Source organism: Arthrobacter sp. BI5 (assembly GCF_056680065.1).
This window is the reverse complement of record NZ_CM155264.1, coordinates 2,091,788-2,107,120: the sequence shown is the minus strand read 5'-3', so window position 1 is coordinate 2,107,120 and position 15,333 is coordinate 2,091,788. Positions and strand designations below refer to the sequence as shown.

The following is a 15,333-nucleotide window of genomic DNA, read 5'->3' as shown; positions in this document are numbered from 1 at the left end:
GAGCCGCTGTGGCGCTGTTTGTAGTGATGCCGGACACGGGTAGTGTTTTGGCCATGACTTCATCACCCGCGGGGATCCCGCAGCCCTCCGCCGTCGGCTCCATCGATCCCGGCGCCCTCCGCCAGGCCGTCAACGACTCCTTCGACGCCACCGTCCGGCAATTGAAGGAGCTCGTGGCGATTCCCGGCATCGCCTGGCCGAGCTTCGATCCTGCCCCGCTGAACGCCAGCGCCGACGCCGTCGCCGAACTGGTCCGCGCCAGCGGCTTCGACGACGTCCGGATCCTGCGCTGCGACAAGGAGGACGGCAGCCCCGGCGGCCCGGCCGTCGTCGCGCGCCGCCCCGCCGCGGCCGGCAAGCCAACCATCCTGCTCTACGCCCACCACGACGTCCAGCCGACCGGCGACCTCGCGCTCTGGGAGACCGAGCCGTTCACCGCCGTCGAACGCGACGGCCGCCTCTACGGCCGCGGCGCCGCAGACGACAAGGCCGGCATCCTGGCCCACGTCGCCGCCTACTCCGCCGTGACCCGCGTGCTGGGGGAGGAGCTCGGCCTGGGCGTAACCTTCTTCTTCGAAGGTGAGGAGGAAGCCGGTTCACCCACCTTCCGTTCCTTCCTGGAGACCCACCAGGAACTGCTGCGCTCGGACGTGATCGTCGTCGCCGACTCCTCCAACTGGAAGGTCGGCATCCCGGCCCTCACCACCAGCCTGCGCGGCCTGGTGGACGGCACCATCGAGGTCAAGGTCCTGGACCACGCCGTCCATTCCGGCATGTTCGGCGGCCCCGTGCTGGACGCCCCGACCCTGCTGGCGCGGTTGATCGCCACCCTGCACGACGACGAGGGCAGCGTCGCGATCGAGGGCCTCGTCAGCCGCGACGACGCCGCCGTCGACCTCACCGAAGAGGAATACCGCAACGACGCCTCGGTGCTCGACGGCGTGAAGCTCGCCGGCACCGGCTCCATCGCCTCGCGCATGTGGACCAAACCCGCCCTGTCCATCATCGGCTTCGACGCGCCCGCCGTGGACGTCGCCTCCAACACCCTGCTGCCGCGGGCCCGTGCGAAGTTCAGCCTGCGGCTGGCCCCCGGCCAGGACCCGGCCGAGGCCATGGAGGCGGTCCGCCGGCACGTCGAATCGCACGCGCCCTTCGGCGCCCAGGTGGTCTTCACCCCGGGGGAGAGCGGGAACGCCTTCCTGACGGACACCTCCTCGCCGGCCGCCCGCCTGGCGATGTGGGCGCTCGGTGAGGCCTGGGGGGTCCCGGCCGTTGAAACCGGCATCGGCGGTTCCATCCCGTTCATCGCCGACCTCACCGAGCTGTACCCGGACGTGCAGATCCTGGTCACGGGAGTGGAAGATCCCGATTCCCGCGCCCACAGCGCCAACGAATCGCTGCACCTGGAGGACTTCAGGAACGCGATCGTGGCAGAGGCGCTGCTGCTGGCCCGGCTGAACGCCGAGGGCCTCGCCTGAGGCCCTGACTTCCCGGCGTTCCCGGGGAACATCCAGCCGGTGCTGACGGTTACGCCAGGAGTTAGAGCTAGCGGGCTGATCGACGTAGCATGTAGCTATAGCCCATACCGTTTAAGTAGGGGCGGGCACCGCGCAGGCGGAGCCGCCACCACCGTCGTAAGAAGGTAGGCCATGAGCACTACAACCAATGAAAACAGCGCCGACACCACCGTCCAGGCGGACCAGGAGCTGGCCAGCCACGAGGTCCAGCTGACCGACGTCGCTGCCGGCAAGGTCCGCAGCCTGCTGGAACAGGAAGGCCGCACTGATCTTCGGCTCCGCGTTGCCGTGCAGCCGGGCGGTTGTTCCGGACTGATCTACCAGCTCTACTTCGACGAGCGCCTCCTCGAGGGCGACGCCGTCCGGGATTACGACGGTGTCGAAGTCGTCGTCGACAAGATGAGCGTCCCCTACCTGAGCGGTGCCAGCATCGACTTCGAGGACACCATCTCGAAGCAGGGCTTCACCATTGATAACCCGAATGCGGGCGGATCCTGCGCCTGCGGAGACTCCTTCCACTAAGGCCTAAGGCCGGGCAACCAGCCCGGCCTTAGTGCCGTCCTGGGGGCGGTTGCCGGAAGCGTCGAAAACTCCACCGACGCACGGCGCGGACATGTGGGCGAAAACTCGTGGGGAGCGGTAAGCTCTACATCGAGTAGTAAAACTTTTAGTGTGCCCGGAACGCCATCGGCGGCCGGGCGACAGCAACAAGTAGGAAGGGCCGTCTGTGAGTTCGCAGAACCGAACCGGCAGCCGACGCAAACAGATCACTACGATCACTGGCTTGGCACTAGCCGGCGCGTTGGCTTTGACTGGATGTTCACCAGAGGTACAGAAAGGGTGGCTGCCCACTGAGCGTGGCACCACCAACCACACTGACCGCATCATGGACCTCTGGGTCAACTCATGGATTGCCGCGCTGGTCGTCGGCATCATTACCTGGGGCTTGATGATTTGGGTCATCGTCGCGTACCGGCGGCGGAAGGGCACCGTCGGCTTCCCGCGCCAGAACAGCTTCAACCTGCCCCTCGAGGTCTTCTACCTGACGATCCCGCTGTTTATGGTCCTGGTGTTCTTCTACTTCACCGACCGCGACCAGCAGGCGATTGACAACCGCTCCCAGCCGGCCGACGTCGTCGTCGACGTCCGCGGCAAGCAGTGGGCCTGGGACTTCAACTACAAGAAGGGCGACGTCATCACCGACGACGTCCACGAGGCAGGCGTCCAGGCGCACCTCGCCGGCAACAACGTGGACAAGGAAAAGCTGCCCACCCTGTACCTGCCGGTCAACAAGTCGGTTGACCTCGAGCTCAACGCCCGCGACGTCATCCACTCCTTCTGGGTTCCCGCCTTCCTGCAGAAGCGCGACATGATCCCGGGCAAGACCAACTACATCCGGTTCACCCCCACTAAAGAGGGAACCTACGACGGCAAGTGCGCCGAACTCTGTGGCGAGTACCACTCCGAAATGCTGTTCCGCGTAAAGGTTGTCTCCGAGTCGGAGTTCAAGTCCCACCTGGACCAGCTCCGCCAGGACGGCAACACCGGGCTGCTCGGCGAAGAGTACGACCGCCTCCCGGCCAAGACCGAGAACAAGTAAGGGGAGCGCGAAGTGGCAACGACCTACTCTCAGCCCTCCGGGATCCTTGAGGCTCCCGTAGTACCCAAATCCAAGGGACGCATCGTCGTCAACTGGATCACCTCCACCGACCACAAGACCATCGGGTACATGTACCTGATCGCGTCCTTTGTGTTCTTCTGCTTCGGCGGCGTGATGGCGCTGCTGATCCGCGCCGAACTGTTCGAACCGGGCATGCAGATCCTGCAGACCAAGGAGCAGTACAACCAGCTCTTCACCATGCACGGCACCGTGATGCTGCTGATGTTCGCGACCCCGCTGTTCGCCGGCTTCGCCAACGTCATTATGCCGCTGCAGATCGGAGCCCCCGACGTCGCCTTCCCGCGGCTGAACGCGCTGGCCTTCTGGTTCTTCCTGTTTGGTTCCACGATCGCCGTCTCCGGCTTCATCACCCCGCAGGGTGCCGCGTCGTTCGGCTGGTTCGCTTACGCGCCGCTGTCCAACACGACCTTCAGCCCCGGCGTGGGCGGTGACCTCTGGGTCTTCGGCCTGGCGCTCTCCGGCTTCGGCACCATTCTGGGTGCGGTCAACTTCATCACCACGATCATCTGCATGCGCGCCCCGGGCATGACCATGTGGCGGATGCCGATCTTCACCTGGAACACCCTGGTCACCGCCATCCTGGTGCTCATGGCATTCCCCCCGCTGGCCGCCGCCCTGTTCGCCCTCGGCGCGGATCGCCGCTTCGGTGCCCACATCTTCGATCCGGAAAACGGCGGCGCCGTTCTCTGGCAGCACCTGTTCTGGTTCTTCGGCCACCCCGAGGTGTACATCATCGCGCTGCCGTTCTTCGGCATCGTCTCGGAGATCTTCCCGGTTTTCAGCCGCAAGCCGATCTTCGGCTACAAGGGCCTGGTCTACGCCACGATCTCGATCGCCGCCCTGTCCGTGACCGTGTGGGCACACCACATGTACGTCACCGGCTCGGTACTGCTGCCGTTCTTCTCCTTCATGACGATGCTGATCGCGGTTCCCACCGGCGTGAAGTTCTTCAACTGGATCGGCACCATGTGGCGGGGATCCATCACCTTCGAAACCCCCATGCTCTGGAGCATCGGCTTCCTGGCCACGTTCCTCTTCGGCGGCCTGACCGGCATCATCCTGGCCTCACCGCCGCTGGACTTCCACGTCTCCGACTCCTACTTCGTGGTGGCGCACTTCCACTATGTGGTGTTCGGCACCGTGGTGTTCGCGATGTTCGCAGGCTTCTACTTCTGGTGGCCGAAGTGGACCGGCAAGATGCTCAACGAGCGTCTCGGCAAGATCCACTTCTGGATGCTCTTCCTGGGCTTCCACGGCACCTTCCTCATCCAGCACTGGCTCGGCGTCGAGGGTATGCCGCGCCGTTACGCGGACTACATGCCGCAGGACAACTTCACCTGGATGAACCAGTTCTCCACCTACTCGTCCTTCCTCCTCGGCGCCTCGCTGATCCCGTTCTTCTGGAACGTCTACATCACCTGGCGCAGCAACGAGAAGGTCACGGTCGATGACCCCTGGGGCTTCGGCGCCTCGCTCGAATGGGCGACATCCTGCCCGCCGCCGCGTCACAACTTCACTTCGCTGCCGCGGATCCGTTCGGAGCGTCCTGCCCTGGACCTGCACCACCCCGAGCTTTCCCAGAACTACACCGTCGACTCTCCTGCCCCGGCAGCAGCGGCGCTCGGTAACGCCGACCAGAAGGACACCGCCCAGTGAAGATCGAATCAAGGATTTTTGGACTCGGAGTCTTCTTCTTCGTCCCGGTCTCGGTGATTTACGGCTTCCTGACCGGCTGGTCGGAGTGGGTCGGGATCCTCGGTATCCTGCTGCTTGGCGGACTGGCGGGCATGATCGGCGCCTACCTGGGCTTCACCGGCAAGCGCGTCGGGATGCGTCCCGAGGACCGCAGCGATGCTGAGATCCACGAAGGCGCCGGCGAGCAGGGCCACTTCAGCCCCTGGAGCTGGTGGCCGTTGGTCTTGGGACTGTCCTGCGCGGGCGGTTTCCTCGGCCTGGCCGTGGGCTTCTGGATCACGTTCATTGCCGGCGGCCTGGCCGTGGTGGCGCTCGTGGGCTGGGTCTACGAGTACAGCCGCGGTGACCACGCGCACTAGCGCCTGGCACTGAGCGACAACGACGGCGGGCCCTACCATTCTGAACTGCTCCCCGAAAGTTGAACTGAGAATTCAGTTCTGACTTTCGGGGAGCAGTTTTATGCATGGAAGAAGTTCGTTGTCCGAGGGGCAGCGCGAGGCCGCGGTAGCGTTGTTTGAGGCAGGCTGGGGAGACAGGGCTGTGGCGAACCGGCTCGGGGTTAGCAGAAAGCCGATCGGTCGTTTGCTTGACCGTTGGCGAGTGCGTGGAGGATCGACACTGGTGTATAAACCAACGAAGCGAGTGTTTACGTTCGAGTTCAAGCTCGATGTTGTTCGGCGGGATCTTGCCGGCGAGAACCGGGTGGCTCTCGCGAAGGAATTGGGGTTGTCTTCCCCGGTGCTGATTCGTAGGTGGACGCAGCTTTACCGGGAGCAGGGCGAAGACGGGCTTCGTCCGAGGGCCAAGGGCCGCCCGAAGGGAAGTCCGGGCACTGCCGGCAAGCCCGAATCAGAGCTCCAGCGCCTGCGCCGTGAGAACGAGCGCCTGCGCGCCGAGGTTGCCTTCCTGGGAAAAGTGCAGGCCTTGAGAAACGAGGAACGGCGGTAATCGTCCGCGCCGTTATCGCTCTCAAGGCTGACCACCGCCTCGAGCTGCTCCTGGACGTTGCCGGGTTGGCCCGGTCGACGTTCTTCTATCACCAGGCACGTCTGCAAGAACCTGATCCTCAGGAGCTCCTCAAGGCCGAGGTCACTGACATCTTCGAGAAGAACCATGGCCGATATGGGCACCGCCGCATCCACAGTGAGCTGCTCAAGCAAGGGTGGACGGTTGCGAAGAAGACCGTGTTGAAGGTGATGCGCGTCCTCGGGCTGGTCTGCAAGGTCCGGCGGAAGAAGCGCTACAACTCCTACAAAGGTGAACAGGGCAGGGTTGCCCCTAATCTCCTGAACCGCGAGTTTGACGCCACAGCCCCGAACCAGAAGTGGGTGACTGATGTGACCGAATTCAGCGTCGGTGACCAGAAGCTCTACCTTTCCCCGGTCATGGACCTCTTTGATCGGCAGATCATCTCCTACACCATTGGCACATCCCCCAACCTGGCGCTCACCAACACTTCTCTGCAGCAAGCCCTGACCTGTCTTCACCCTGGCCAGCAACCGCTGGTGCATTCGGATCAGGGATTCCAATACCAGCACATCTCCTGGCGTGGGCTCCTTGAGGGCGCTGGCGCCGTGCAGTCAATGTCCCGCAAGGCCAACTGCTACGACAACGCGGTAATGGAGAATTTCTTCGGCCATCTCAAGGAAGAACTCTTCCACCGGGTCCGGTTCCTCAGCACTGATGCACTGGCAACGGCCCTGCACGAGTACCTCCGCTGGTACAACAACGACCGAATCTCGACAAAGCTAAAGGGCCTGAGCCCGGTGCAATACCGAGCCCAGGCCCTCGCGGCTTAGGATCTTACTTGGCCAGTCCAACTTTCGGGGACCAGTTCATTCTGGTGGGGCCCGCCGTCGTTTGTGTGTGCCCGGGGCGTTATGCGGGTGGCCGGGGCGGGCTTGCCGGGCGGTCAGCCGGCCTGCGACTCCAGCAGGGCGCACAGCTCGGCGAGGGCGTGTTCGGCGTCGGCGAGGCTTGATTCCGCCGGGACCGAGTCGGCCCGGACAGCCAGTTCCACCTCACAGCCGCAGGGGAAGTCCTCGGTCATGACTTCCAGGAGCGACCGGGCATCCACCCCGGGCCTGCCGTCCCTGCTGATCGTGACAGCGAACCCGGTCTGCGTTACGGCGCGGACGAAGGCTGCCGCCGGTCGGGCGTGTAGCCCGATGGACGCGTGGACGACCGCCTTGCGTGCTGGCAATGGAGCTCCTTCAACGTGATGGTGCCCGGCGGTACCGGGAGGGCTACGGGGGCCCGGCGCGCCGGATCAGGCACTGCCGTCCGGCGGCGGGCATATCCAGCGTAGCCGGGGGAGAAGCCGCGGGCGAACCCGCACCGCAGGTGGTCTAGACCTGCCGGCGATGTGCCCTACCCTTGAAGTATGAACTATTGCAGCGGGTCCCGCCGTGGGCTCTAACGCGGCACGGATGACCGGCGAGATTGACCGGAACAGCGGCACCCCCATCTACGTCCAGCTCCGCGAGATCCTCCGCGCCCACATCATCAGTTCCTGCCCGCCGGGATCGGCGCTACCCTCCGAACGGGACCTTTCGGAACGGTTCGGTCTGGCCAGGATGACCGTGCGTCAGGCCATCGACGCGCTGGTGGGCGAAGAGGTGATTGAGCGCGTCGTCGGGCTCGGCACCTTCGTCCGCAAGCCCAAGCTGGACCTCCAGGTGAAGCTGACCTCGTACAGCGAGGAGATGCAGCGCCGCGGTATGGTTCCGGCGGCCAAGGTGCTCAGCTTCGAGCAGATCAACGCCAGTGCCTTCCTGGCCCGGGAGCTCCAACTGGAGGAGGGGACGCCGCTGGTGCGGTTCCGGCGGCTCCTGCTGGCCGACAGCGAGCCCATGAGCGTCGATGAGAACTTCATCCCGGCGCACCGTGTGCCGGGACTGCTCGACGGCGAACCGCCGACGTCGCTCTACAACGTGCTGAGTGAGCGCTACGGCCTGGTGATGGAGTGGGGCGAGGACATGATCGAGGCGACCGCCGCGTCGCCGTCCACGGCGCGCCTGCTCAATGTGGAGGTCGGTACACCGCTGTTGAAAATTCAGCGGCACGCCTTCGTCGCGCGGGCCATGGTCGACTACTCCGTTTCGTACTACCGGGCGGACCGGTACAAGCTCTGGGTTCCGCTGCAGCGCCCCGGCGTCCGGCCGACCCGGAACTACGCTTCCGGCTACCGCCCCTGATCTCCGACGCGGGGTCAGTCAGCGCCTGCGATTGTTCGCCGGGTAGGCGCGACGTGACCCCGCGTTGCTGTTTGTTCCAGGGGACGCAGAAAGGCCCGGTCCGCGTGGACCGGGCCTTTCTGCTGGCTAGCGTCGTGCCTTAGTGGCTGAGGCTCTTCTGCTCAGCAGCCGCTTCGACCGACTCGTGGGCACCGTGGTGGCCATGGGCCGCCGCGAGCTCTGCCGGGGTGGCCGGGGCTACCCGGTCCTCGAAGAACCACTTGGAGAGCAGCGCACGCCGCTTTTCCTTGCGGTCCACAACGCCGTGGCTGTTCGGCTGTGCCGGGAGCGGCGACGGGGACTCGAAGCCGACCAGCTTGTAGCGCTTGTACTCATCCAGCGGGGCGTGGACCTCGATGAACTCGCCGTGCGGCAACCGCACGATGCGGCCGGTTTCGCGGCCGTGCAGGGCGATTTCGCGGTCCTTGCGCTGCAGGGCCAGGGCGACGCGCTTCGTAACGATGAAGGCGAGGACCGGGCCGATGAAGAACAGGGCCCGCAGCCAGTAGGTGACATCGTTCAGGGCCACGTGGAAGTGCGTGGCGATCAGGTCGGAACCTGCTGCTGCCCACATCACGCAGTACCAGACGAAGCCGGCCATGCCGATCGCAGTACGGGTCGGAGCGTTGCGGGGACGATCCAGGACGTGGTGCTCGCGGTCGTCCTTGGTGATCCAGCGTTCGATCCACGGGTAGGCGAACATCACGGTGAAGAGGATCCCGGCCGGGACCAGGGCCGGCAGCAGCACGTTGAACGTGAAGACGTGGCCGAACCAGACCTGCTCGATGTGCCAGTCACCGAAGGTGCCCGGCATCAGGCGCAGGGCGCCGTCCACGAAACCGATGTACCAGTCAGGCTGTGTGCCGGCCGACACGGGGGAGGGGTCGTACGGGCCGTAGTTCCAGATCGGGTTGATGGTGAAGAACCCTGCCATCAGGGCGACGACGCCGAACACGATGAAGAAGAAGCCGCCGGCTTTTGCCGCGTAGACCGGGCCGAGGGGGTAGCCGACGACGTTGCCGTCGTTGCGTCCCGGGCCGGGGTACTGGGTGTGCTTGTGCACGACCACCATAAAGAGGTGAACGGCGATCATCAGCAGGATGAGGGCGGGCACCAGCAGGATGTGGAGCATGTACAAGCGGCCGATGATGGCGGTGCCGGGGAATTCCCCGCCGAAGAGGAAGAACGAGATGTACGTGCCGATCACCGGGATGGACTTGATCACGCCGTCGATGATGCGCAGGCCGTTGCCGGAGAGCAGGTCATCGGGGAGCGAGTAGCCCGTGAAGCCGGCAGCCATGGCCAGGATGAGCAGGACGCTGCCCACCACCCAGTTCATTTCGCGGGGCTTGCGGAAGGCGCCGGTGAAGAAGACGCGGAGCATGTGCACGGAGACCGAGGCCACGAACAGCAGTGCGGACCAGTGGTGGACCTGACGCATGAACAGACCGCCGCGCACATCGAAGGAGATGTTCAGCGAGGAGTTGTAGGCCACCGACATTTCGACGTTCTTCAGCGGCAGGTAGGAACCCTGGTAGTGGGTTTCCGCCATCGACGGGTCGAAGAAGAAGGTCAGGAAGGTGCCTGAAAGCAGCAGGATAACGAAGGAGTACAGGGCCACTTCGCCGAACATAAAGGACCAGTGGTCCGGGAAGACCTTCCGGCCGAATTCCCGGAGCATTCCGGAACCGCCCACGCGCTGGTCGACAAAATCGGTGATGCGGCCGCCCTTGGTCTTGGCGACGAAGGTGGGGGTGTCAGCTGTTGATGTTGCGCTCATGCTCATCACGCTCCCAGTAGCTAGGTCCAACAGGTTCTTTGAAGTCGCTCGTAGCGTAGAGGTAGCCCTCGTCGTCTACGGCGATGGGCAGCTGCGGGAGCGGCCGGCTGGCCGGGCCAAAGATAACCTTGCATTCCTGGGTCAGGTCGAAGGTGGACTGGTGGCACGGGCACAGCAGGTGGTGGGTCTGCTGCTCGTACAGAGCAACAGGGCAACCAACGTGGGTGCAGATCTTGGAGTATGCAACGATGCCGTTGTAGCTCCAGTCCTCGCGGCCCGGGGAGGGCTTGAGGGATTCCGGGTTGAGGCGCATGAGCAGGACGACGGCCTTGGCCTTTTCGTTCAGCTTGCCCTCGTGGAGCTCGTTCAGGCCCTCCGGGATGACGTGGAAGGCGGAGCCGATGGTGACGTCCGCGGCCTTGATGGGGGTGCCATCGGGGTCGCGGGTGAGGCGCTTGGTCTTGCCGTCCACCGGGGCCCACATGGTGTGGGCCAGCTTGTTGTCCGGACGCGGACCAAGGTCACCGAAGATGGCCAGGGCCGGCAGCGGAGCGAGCGCGACGGCGCCGAGGAGGGTGTTGCGGATCAGCGGGCGGCGCTTGATGCCGGTTTCCTCGACGATGTCGTCGACGATCCGGACGGCGGCCAGCCGGTCCTCTTCGGTGCGGATGGCGTGGCGCTCTTCCGAGACCTCGTGGTCCGGCATCAGGGCCTTGGCCCAGTGCACGATACCGGTGCCGATGCCCAGCATGGCAAAGGCGGTGCCGATGCCCAGCAGGGTGTTCTGCAGCCGGATGGTAGCGATCGAGGAGTCAGCTCCAAGATCGATGGCGAAGTACGCCACCAGGAATATCAGGGTGCCCACGACCGAGGCGCCGAACAGAATGGCCACCTGCCGTTCCGCTCGCTTGGCGGCCCTCGGGTCCGTGTCAGCCAGGCGCAAACGATGCGGAGGAATTCCAGGATCCTGGAACTTCTCCACCTCATTCTGACCAGCCGTAGCTACGGTGCCCGAGTGGTTCGGACTGCCGTCACTATGGTTGCCCATAATTCGCCTCATCCTTCTCTCGTCTCGACCTATGTCGAGTTAGTTTTCAATTCAAACTGCTGACGGATCAGCAGAAAATTCTTACAGGTGCCGCGGGGCGCCTAGGACGTCCGCGAAGTCAGCCAGATGGTGAAGGCGATGATGACGCCCAGGCCGGCGATCCAGACGAACAGGCCCTCGGATACCGGACCCAGTGCGCCCAGGTCGTTGCCGCCGGGGGAGCCGTTGGCCTCGATCTGCTTCAGGAAGGTGATGATGTCACGCTTGCCCTCGGGGGAGACGTTGGCATCGCTGAATACCGGCATGTTCTGCGGGCCGGTAACCATGGCTTCGTAGATGTGCTTGCCGGAGACGTCGGCGAGAGCCGGCGCGAACTTGCCCCGGGTCAGGGCGCCGCCTGCGGCAGCAGCGTTGTGGCACATGGCGCAGTTGGTGCGGAACAGTTCGCCACCCTTGGCGGCGTCGCCCTTTTCGTCGAGGACACCTGCCTCCGGGATGGACGGGCCGGGGCCGAGCGAAGCAACGTACGCCGCCAGCTGGTGGGTCTGCTCTTCGTTGAACTGGGCGGGCTTCTTGTAAGCCTGCGGGCCGTTCATCTGCATGGGCATACGGCCGGTGCCAACCTGGAAGTCAACGGCGGCGGCGCCGACGCCAACAAGCGACGGTCCGGCCTGCGAGCCGCTGGCACCCATGCCGTGGCAGGTGGCGCAGTTGGCGGCGAACAGCTTGCTGCCTTCTTCTGCGTCGCTTGCACTGAAGCTCGTGGTGTCGGCCTTGGCCTGGTTGACGGTGGTGGCGACGGCGTACAGCCCACCAGTGATGAGGAGGCCCATCAGCAACAGTGCAACTGCTGCCAGTGGGTGACGTCGCTTCTGCGAGAGTGCCTTCACGTGGTGGTTCCTTTATTCGATGCTGCGTTGGCTCCGTGAGCCGCTTCTTGAAATTCTGCCTCTTGTAGAAAAAGAGTCAAGTCGTGGCTACTTGAGGACGTAGATGACCAGGAAGAGGCCGATCCACACGACGTCAACGAAGTGCCAGTAGTACGAGGTGACGATCGCGGACGTTGCCTCGAAGTGTCCGAACTTCTTCGCCGCGAATGAGCGTCCGATGATGAGCAGGAAGGCAACCAGGCCGCCGATAACGTGCAGGCCATGGAACCCGGTGGTCATGTAGAACGCTGAACCGTAGGCATTGGAAGAGAGCGAGACGTGCTCGGAGACGAGCATGGCGTACTCGGTCGCCTGGCCGGCCACGAAGAACGCACCCATGATGAACGTGAGCGTGAACCACTCATTCATTCCCCAGCGGGTGAAGCTCAGGGGCCCGCCGAGCCTGCGCGGCTGGAGCCGTTCGGCGGCGAAGACGCCCATCTGGCAAGTGAAGGAACTGGCCACGAGGACGATGGTGTTTACGAGCGCAAAGGGGAAGTTGAGCTTGGCTGTCTCTTCGGCCCACATCTGTCCGGACGTCGAACGGAGTGTGAAGTACATGGCAAAGAGACCGGCGAAGAACATCAACTCACTGGACAGCCAGACGACGGTTCCAACGGAAACCATGTTCGGGCGATTCAGCGTCGGGTGCGCCGGGGTACTGGGGGCATGGGTCGCAGATGTCACATAGACATTATGTCTGTAAAACTCCGTCCTGCCCAACGCAAACCGCGTTTTGGGAGGACTTTTTCTACAAAGACGCGAAATCGCGCGGAAAAGTTCCGGGGCCCCTCCGCATTGGGCATTGCGCCCCCCGGCTCGATAGCATCAGATCGTGACTTCTCAGGCATCTGCACAGGCGGTAGGCAAGACTTGGCCGCGCCTTATTGGCGCCCTCATCAACGGCACCCACCTCACCGCCGGCGACACTGAGTGGGCTATGACTTCCATCATGTCCGGCGAGGCGACGCCCGCCCAGGTGGCCGGCTTCCTGGTGGCGCTGCGCGCCAAGGGCGAGACGGTGGAAGAACTCACCGGCCTCGTGGAGGCGATGATCGACTCCGCCAACCCGATTGAGATCGCGGGTGAAAAGCTGGACATCGTCGGCACCGGCGGCGACCAGCTGAACACCGTCAACATCTCCACCATGGCCGCCCTTGTTTCTGCCGGGGCCGGCGCTAAGGTCGTCAAGCACGGCGGCCGGGCTTCCTCCTCGACGTCGGGTTCGGCCGACGTGCTTGAGGCGCTCGGGGTCCGGCTTGACCTGCCCATTCCGCGGGTGGCCCGGAACGCCGAGGAAGCCGGCATCACCTTCTGCTTTGCCCAAGTGTTCCACCCCTCGATGCGGCATGCCGCGGTTGCGCGCCGCGAACTGGGCGTCCCCACAGCTTTCAATTTCCTGGGGCCGATGACCAACCCCGCGCACGTGCAGGCGTCCGCCGTCGGCGTCGCGAATGAGCGGATGGCGCCCCTGGTGGCGGGCGTGCTCGCCAAGCGCGGCAGCCGCGGCCTGGTGTTCCGGGGCGACGACGGGCTGGACGAACTGACCACCACGGGTCCGTCCCGGATCTGGGAAATCCGCGACGGCGCAGTGGCTCAGGAAGTCTTCGACCCGCGCGACCTGGGTATCCGCCAGGCAACCGTCGAGGAGCTGCGCGGGGGCGACGCCGCCGCCAATGCCGCCGTCGTCCGTTCTGTGCTGGCCGGAAAGCCTGGCCCGGCACGGGACGCCACTTTGCTTAATGCCGCGGCGGGCCTGGTGTCCTTCGACCTGGATGCTTCGGGCCCGCTGACCGAACGGATGTCGGCCGCGATGAAGCGGGCCGAGGAATCCATCGATTCCGGCGCGGCCGCCGCGGTGCTGGACCGCTGGGTCGCCCTGTCCCGCGGCTGAGGCCGCCCCTATAGGTAGGTCGGCTTACTGTTCGAACCCCAACGCGAACGCTGCATCCAGGTCGTGCTGGGAGTAGGCGCGGAACGCGATGTGGGTGGTGGTGTGCACCACGGCGGGCACCTTGGAGAGCTTGTCCGCAATGACATCCGCGAGATCCTCGTGCTTGGCGACGCGTGCGATCGCGATCAGGTCCCATTCACCCGTCACCGAGTAGACCTCGCTGATGCCGGGAATCGCAGAGATTTTTTCAGCCGTCTCCGGGATGGCGGAAGCGTCTGTCTTGATCAGGACGAAAGCGGTGATCACGTGGGGACCTTTCGGATCTGGTGCGCCGTTGCTGGCTCGTTGAATGGCCCTAAGGAGGCCGTGCCATCTGCTTGCAAGCCTAGTGCATCAGGCCCGCTGGCGCCGTGCCTTCAAACGCCGTGCACCCGCGGCCAGGAGGCGGTAGCCGAGCAGGAAAACGGCCAGGCTGAGCAGCGCCACGATCACAAACGGCAACACCACAACCTGCCCGGTGAGGGCCCGGAGCAGCATGCCGACCCCCACCGTGCCGAGCCAGACGGCGACGCCGGCGGGCCACACCGCCAAGGGGCCGCGCCACAGACGCAGGGCGAGCCACGCGGCGGCCGCGCCGGCGAGGAAGGGCCAGGCCGTCGCCAGGACCCCGGTGATGATCTCGCCGCGCTGGTGGGCGTCGCGTCCGATCGCCGCGAAGAGCAGGATCAGGGCCGCGTCAGCGGCGGCGGCCAGCAGGGCGGTGCGCGTGATCGACGACGGGCGGGTCGGCTTGGGAGTGTTCGATGGCATGCTCCCAGCCTAGCTGCGCCCGAACGCTGTATTGGATGTCGGCGGTGCGGCCTAGCATGGTGCAGGAGAGGCCGGGGATTCGAGTAGGGGAGATGGTTATGACAACGCTGTCCGGTAGGCCCCACACCGCGCTGATGGTGATCGACGTGCAAAAGGGCGTGGTCGAAGGCATCTATCAGCGCGACGCCGTAATCGCGAATATCGCAACGCTAGTGGACAAGGCCCGCGGCGCGGCGGTCCCGATTGTCTGGGTCCAGCATTCCGACGCCCAGCTGGAACGGGGGAGTGAGGCCTGGCAGTACGTCCCCGAGTTGTCCCGGCAGGGTGAGGAAGTGCTGGTGCACAAGTCCTACGGCGATTCCTTCGAGGGCACCGATCTTGAAGAGCTCCTCGCCGCCGCCAGCGTGGGGCACCTGCTGGTAGCCGGGGCGCAGACGGACGAATGCATCAGGTCTACCATCCACGGAGCGTTTGTCCGCGGTTACGACGTCACCCTCGTGGCCGACGCCCACAGTACCGAGGACCTGACGGCCTGGGGAGCACCCCCTCCGGAGCTGGTGATTGCGCACACGAACCTTTACTGGCAGAACCAGGCGGCTCCCGGCCGCGCTGCGGGTGTCGCGCAGACTGCCGACGTGACGTTTGAGGGGAAGGGCGCGGCGCCGCACTAAGATTCCTGGCCGGGCTGTAAGACCTGACGGTGTCCGGGAAACCTTATGTGTAGCGGGACGTTCAGCCCGCCA

At 64.8% G+C, this 15,333-nt stretch carries 17 protein-coding genes; 10 read left to right on the top strand and 7 right to left on the bottom strand.

Annotated elements, in window-relative coordinates:
* Positions 1 to 53: 53 nt before the first annotated feature.
* From AC1MED_RS09560 to AC1MED_RS09530, 7 genes are all read left to right on the top strand, one after another.
* Positions 54 to 1,478, top strand: a complete 1,425-nt coding sequence (locus AC1MED_RS09560; RefSeq protein ID WP_479783109.1) for a M20/M25/M40 family metallo-hydrolase — start codon at positions 54 to 56, stop codon at positions 1,476 to 1,478.
* A gap of 171 nt (positions 1,479 to 1,649) precedes the next feature.
* Positions 1,650 to 2,039, top strand: a complete 390-nt coding sequence (locus AC1MED_RS09555) for a HesB/IscA family protein (protein ID WP_138769282.1) — start codon at positions 1,650 to 1,652, stop codon at positions 2,037 to 2,039.
* A gap of 205 nt (positions 2,040 to 2,244) precedes the next feature.
* Positions 2,245 to 3,117, top strand: coding sequence for an aa3-type cytochrome oxidase subunit II (gene ctaC, locus AC1MED_RS09550; protein WP_479783108.1), 873 nt, complete (start codon positions 2,245 to 2,247; stop codon positions 3,115 to 3,117).
* A 12-nt stretch (positions 3,118 to 3,129) separates the two neighbouring features.
* Entirely contained in the window at positions 3,130 to 4,854 is a 1,725-nt protein-coding gene (gene ctaD / locus AC1MED_RS09545) for an aa3-type cytochrome oxidase subunit I (protein WP_479780301.1), read from the top strand.
* Positions 4,851 to 5,252, top strand: a complete 402-nt coding sequence (locus tag AC1MED_RS09540; protein WP_479783106.1) for a cytochrome c oxidase subunit 4 — start codon at positions 4,851 to 4,853, stop codon at positions 5,250 to 5,252. The genes ctaD and AC1MED_RS09540 overlap by 4 nt, the downstream gene beginning before the upstream one ends.
* A 262-nt stretch (positions 5,253 to 5,514) precedes the next feature.
* Positions 5,515 to 5,841, top strand: coding sequence for a helix-turn-helix domain-containing protein (locus AC1MED_RS09535; RefSeq protein ID WP_479783105.1), 327 nt, complete (start codon positions 5,515 to 5,517; stop codon positions 5,839 to 5,841).
* Positions 5,841 to 6,692 carry an IS3 family transposase gene (locus tag AC1MED_RS09530; protein ID WP_479786536.1) on the top strand — a complete coding sequence of 284 codons (852 nt, stop codon included), beginning with the start codon at positions 5,841 to 5,843 and terminating at the stop codon, positions 6,690 to 6,692. The genes AC1MED_RS09535 and AC1MED_RS09530 overlap by 1 nt, the downstream gene beginning before the upstream one ends.
* Positions 6,693 to 6,805: 113 nt before the next feature.
* Here the strand turns inward: AC1MED_RS09530 and AC1MED_RS09525 are convergent, their stop codons facing one another.
* Positions 6,806 to 7,096 carry an HPr family phosphocarrier protein gene (locus AC1MED_RS09525; protein WP_479783103.1) on the bottom strand — a complete coding sequence of 97 codons (291 nt, stop codon included), beginning with the start codon at positions 7,094 to 7,096 and terminating at the stop codon, positions 6,806 to 6,808.
* Positions 7,097 to 7,322: 226 nt separating this feature from the next.
* On the opposite strand from AC1MED_RS09525, the gene AC1MED_RS09520 reads away from it, so the two are divergent.
* Positions 7,323 to 8,090: a GntR family transcriptional regulator gene (locus AC1MED_RS09520; RefSeq protein WP_479783102.1), complete on the top strand. Its 768-nt coding sequence runs from the start codon at positions 7,323 to 7,325 to the stop codon at positions 8,088 to 8,090.
* Positions 8,091 to 8,229: 139 nt separating this feature from the next.
* Here AC1MED_RS09520 and qcrB read toward each other — a convergent pair whose 3' ends face one another.
* The 4 genes from qcrB to ctaE all read right to left on the bottom strand — a co-directional run bounded on the left by qcrB (position 8,230) and on the right by ctaE (position 12,609).
* Positions 8,230 to 9,909 (bottom strand): cytochrome bc1 complex cytochrome b subunit, encoded by a 1,680-nt coding sequence (qcrB, locus tag AC1MED_RS09515; protein WP_479783101.1) that lies wholly within the window; start codon positions 9,907 to 9,909, stop codon positions 8,230 to 8,232.
* On the bottom strand, positions 9,887 to 10,957 hold the full coding sequence (qcrA, locus tag AC1MED_RS09510) for a cytochrome bc1 complex Rieske iron-sulfur subunit (RefSeq protein WP_479783100.1): 1,071 nt from the start codon (positions 10,955 to 10,957) through the stop codon (positions 9,887 to 9,889). The genes qcrB and qcrA overlap by 23 nt, the downstream gene beginning before the upstream one ends.
* A gap of 101 nt (positions 10,958 to 11,058) precedes the next feature.
* A complete protein-coding gene (gene qcrC / locus AC1MED_RS09505) occupies positions 11,059 to 11,847 on the bottom strand; it encodes a cytochrome bc1 complex diheme cytochrome c subunit (protein WP_479783099.1) in 789 nt (262 codons plus the stop codon).
* Between the two features lie 87 nt (positions 11,848 to 11,934).
* Positions 11,935 to 12,609: an aa3-type cytochrome oxidase subunit III gene (gene ctaE, locus AC1MED_RS09500; protein ID WP_479783098.1), complete on the bottom strand. Its 675-nt coding sequence runs from the start codon at positions 12,607 to 12,609 to the stop codon at positions 11,935 to 11,937.
* A gap of 112 nt (positions 12,610 to 12,721) precedes the next feature.
* Between ctaE and trpD the strand changes: the two genes are divergently transcribed.
* Positions 12,722 to 13,780 carry an anthranilate phosphoribosyltransferase gene (gene trpD / locus AC1MED_RS09495; protein ID WP_479783097.1) on the top strand — a complete coding sequence of 353 codons (1,059 nt, stop codon included), beginning with the start codon at positions 12,722 to 12,724 and terminating at the stop codon, positions 13,778 to 13,780.
* Positions 13,781 to 13,804: 24 nt separating this feature from the next.
* Here trpD and AC1MED_RS09490 read toward each other — a convergent pair whose 3' ends face one another.
* Both AC1MED_RS09490 and AC1MED_RS09485 read right to left on the bottom strand, forming a co-directional pair.
* Positions 13,805 to 14,086 carry an Lrp/AsnC family transcriptional regulator gene (locus AC1MED_RS09490; RefSeq protein WP_138769293.1) on the bottom strand — a complete coding sequence of 94 codons (282 nt, stop codon included), beginning with the start codon at positions 14,084 to 14,086 and terminating at the stop codon, positions 13,805 to 13,807.
* Between the two features lie 87 nt (positions 14,087 to 14,173).
* Complete coding sequence (locus AC1MED_RS09485) at positions 14,174 to 14,590, bottom strand: DUF3054 domain-containing protein (RefSeq protein WP_479783096.1); 417 nt, start codon at positions 14,588 to 14,590, stop codon at positions 14,174 to 14,176.
* A gap of 98 nt (positions 14,591 to 14,688) precedes the next feature.
* Between AC1MED_RS09485 and AC1MED_RS09480 the strand changes: the two genes are divergently transcribed.
* The gene (locus AC1MED_RS09480; RefSeq protein ID WP_479783095.1) at positions 14,689 to 15,261 is read left to right on the top strand and encodes a cysteine hydrolase family protein; all 573 of its coding nucleotides are present in this window, start codon (positions 14,689 to 14,691) and stop codon (positions 15,259 to 15,261) included.
* The last annotated feature ends 72 nt before the right edge of the window (positions 15,262 to 15,333 follow it).

Excerpts from the sequence above, each read along its gene's own strand:
- AC1MED_RS09560 (WP_479783109.1), top strand. The coding sequence starts at position 54 with ATGACTTCATCACCCGCGGGGATCCCGCAGCCCTCCGCCGTCGGCTCC.
- AC1MED_RS09555 (WP_138769282.1), top strand. The coding sequence starts at position 1,650 with ATGAGCACTACAACCAATGAAAACAGCGCCGACACCACCGTCCAGGCG.
- AC1MED_RS09520 (WP_479783102.1), top strand. The coding sequence starts at position 7,323 with ATGACCGGCGAGATTGACCGGAACAGCGGCACCCCCATCTACGTCCAG.
- qcrB (WP_479783101.1), bottom strand. The coding sequence starts at position 9,909 with ATGAGCGCAACATCAACAGCTGACACCCCCACCTTCGTCGCCAAGACC.
- qcrA (WP_479783100.1), bottom strand. The coding sequence starts at position 10,957 with ATGGGCAACCATAGTGACGGCAGTCCGAACCACTCGGGCACCGTAGCT.
- AC1MED_RS09485 (WP_479783096.1), bottom strand. The coding sequence starts at position 14,590 with ATGCCATCGAACACTCCCAAGCCGACCCGCCCGTCGTCGATCACGCGC.
- AC1MED_RS09480 (WP_479783095.1), top strand. The coding sequence starts at position 14,689 with ATGACAACGCTGTCCGGTAGGCCCCACACCGCGCTGATGGTGATCGAC.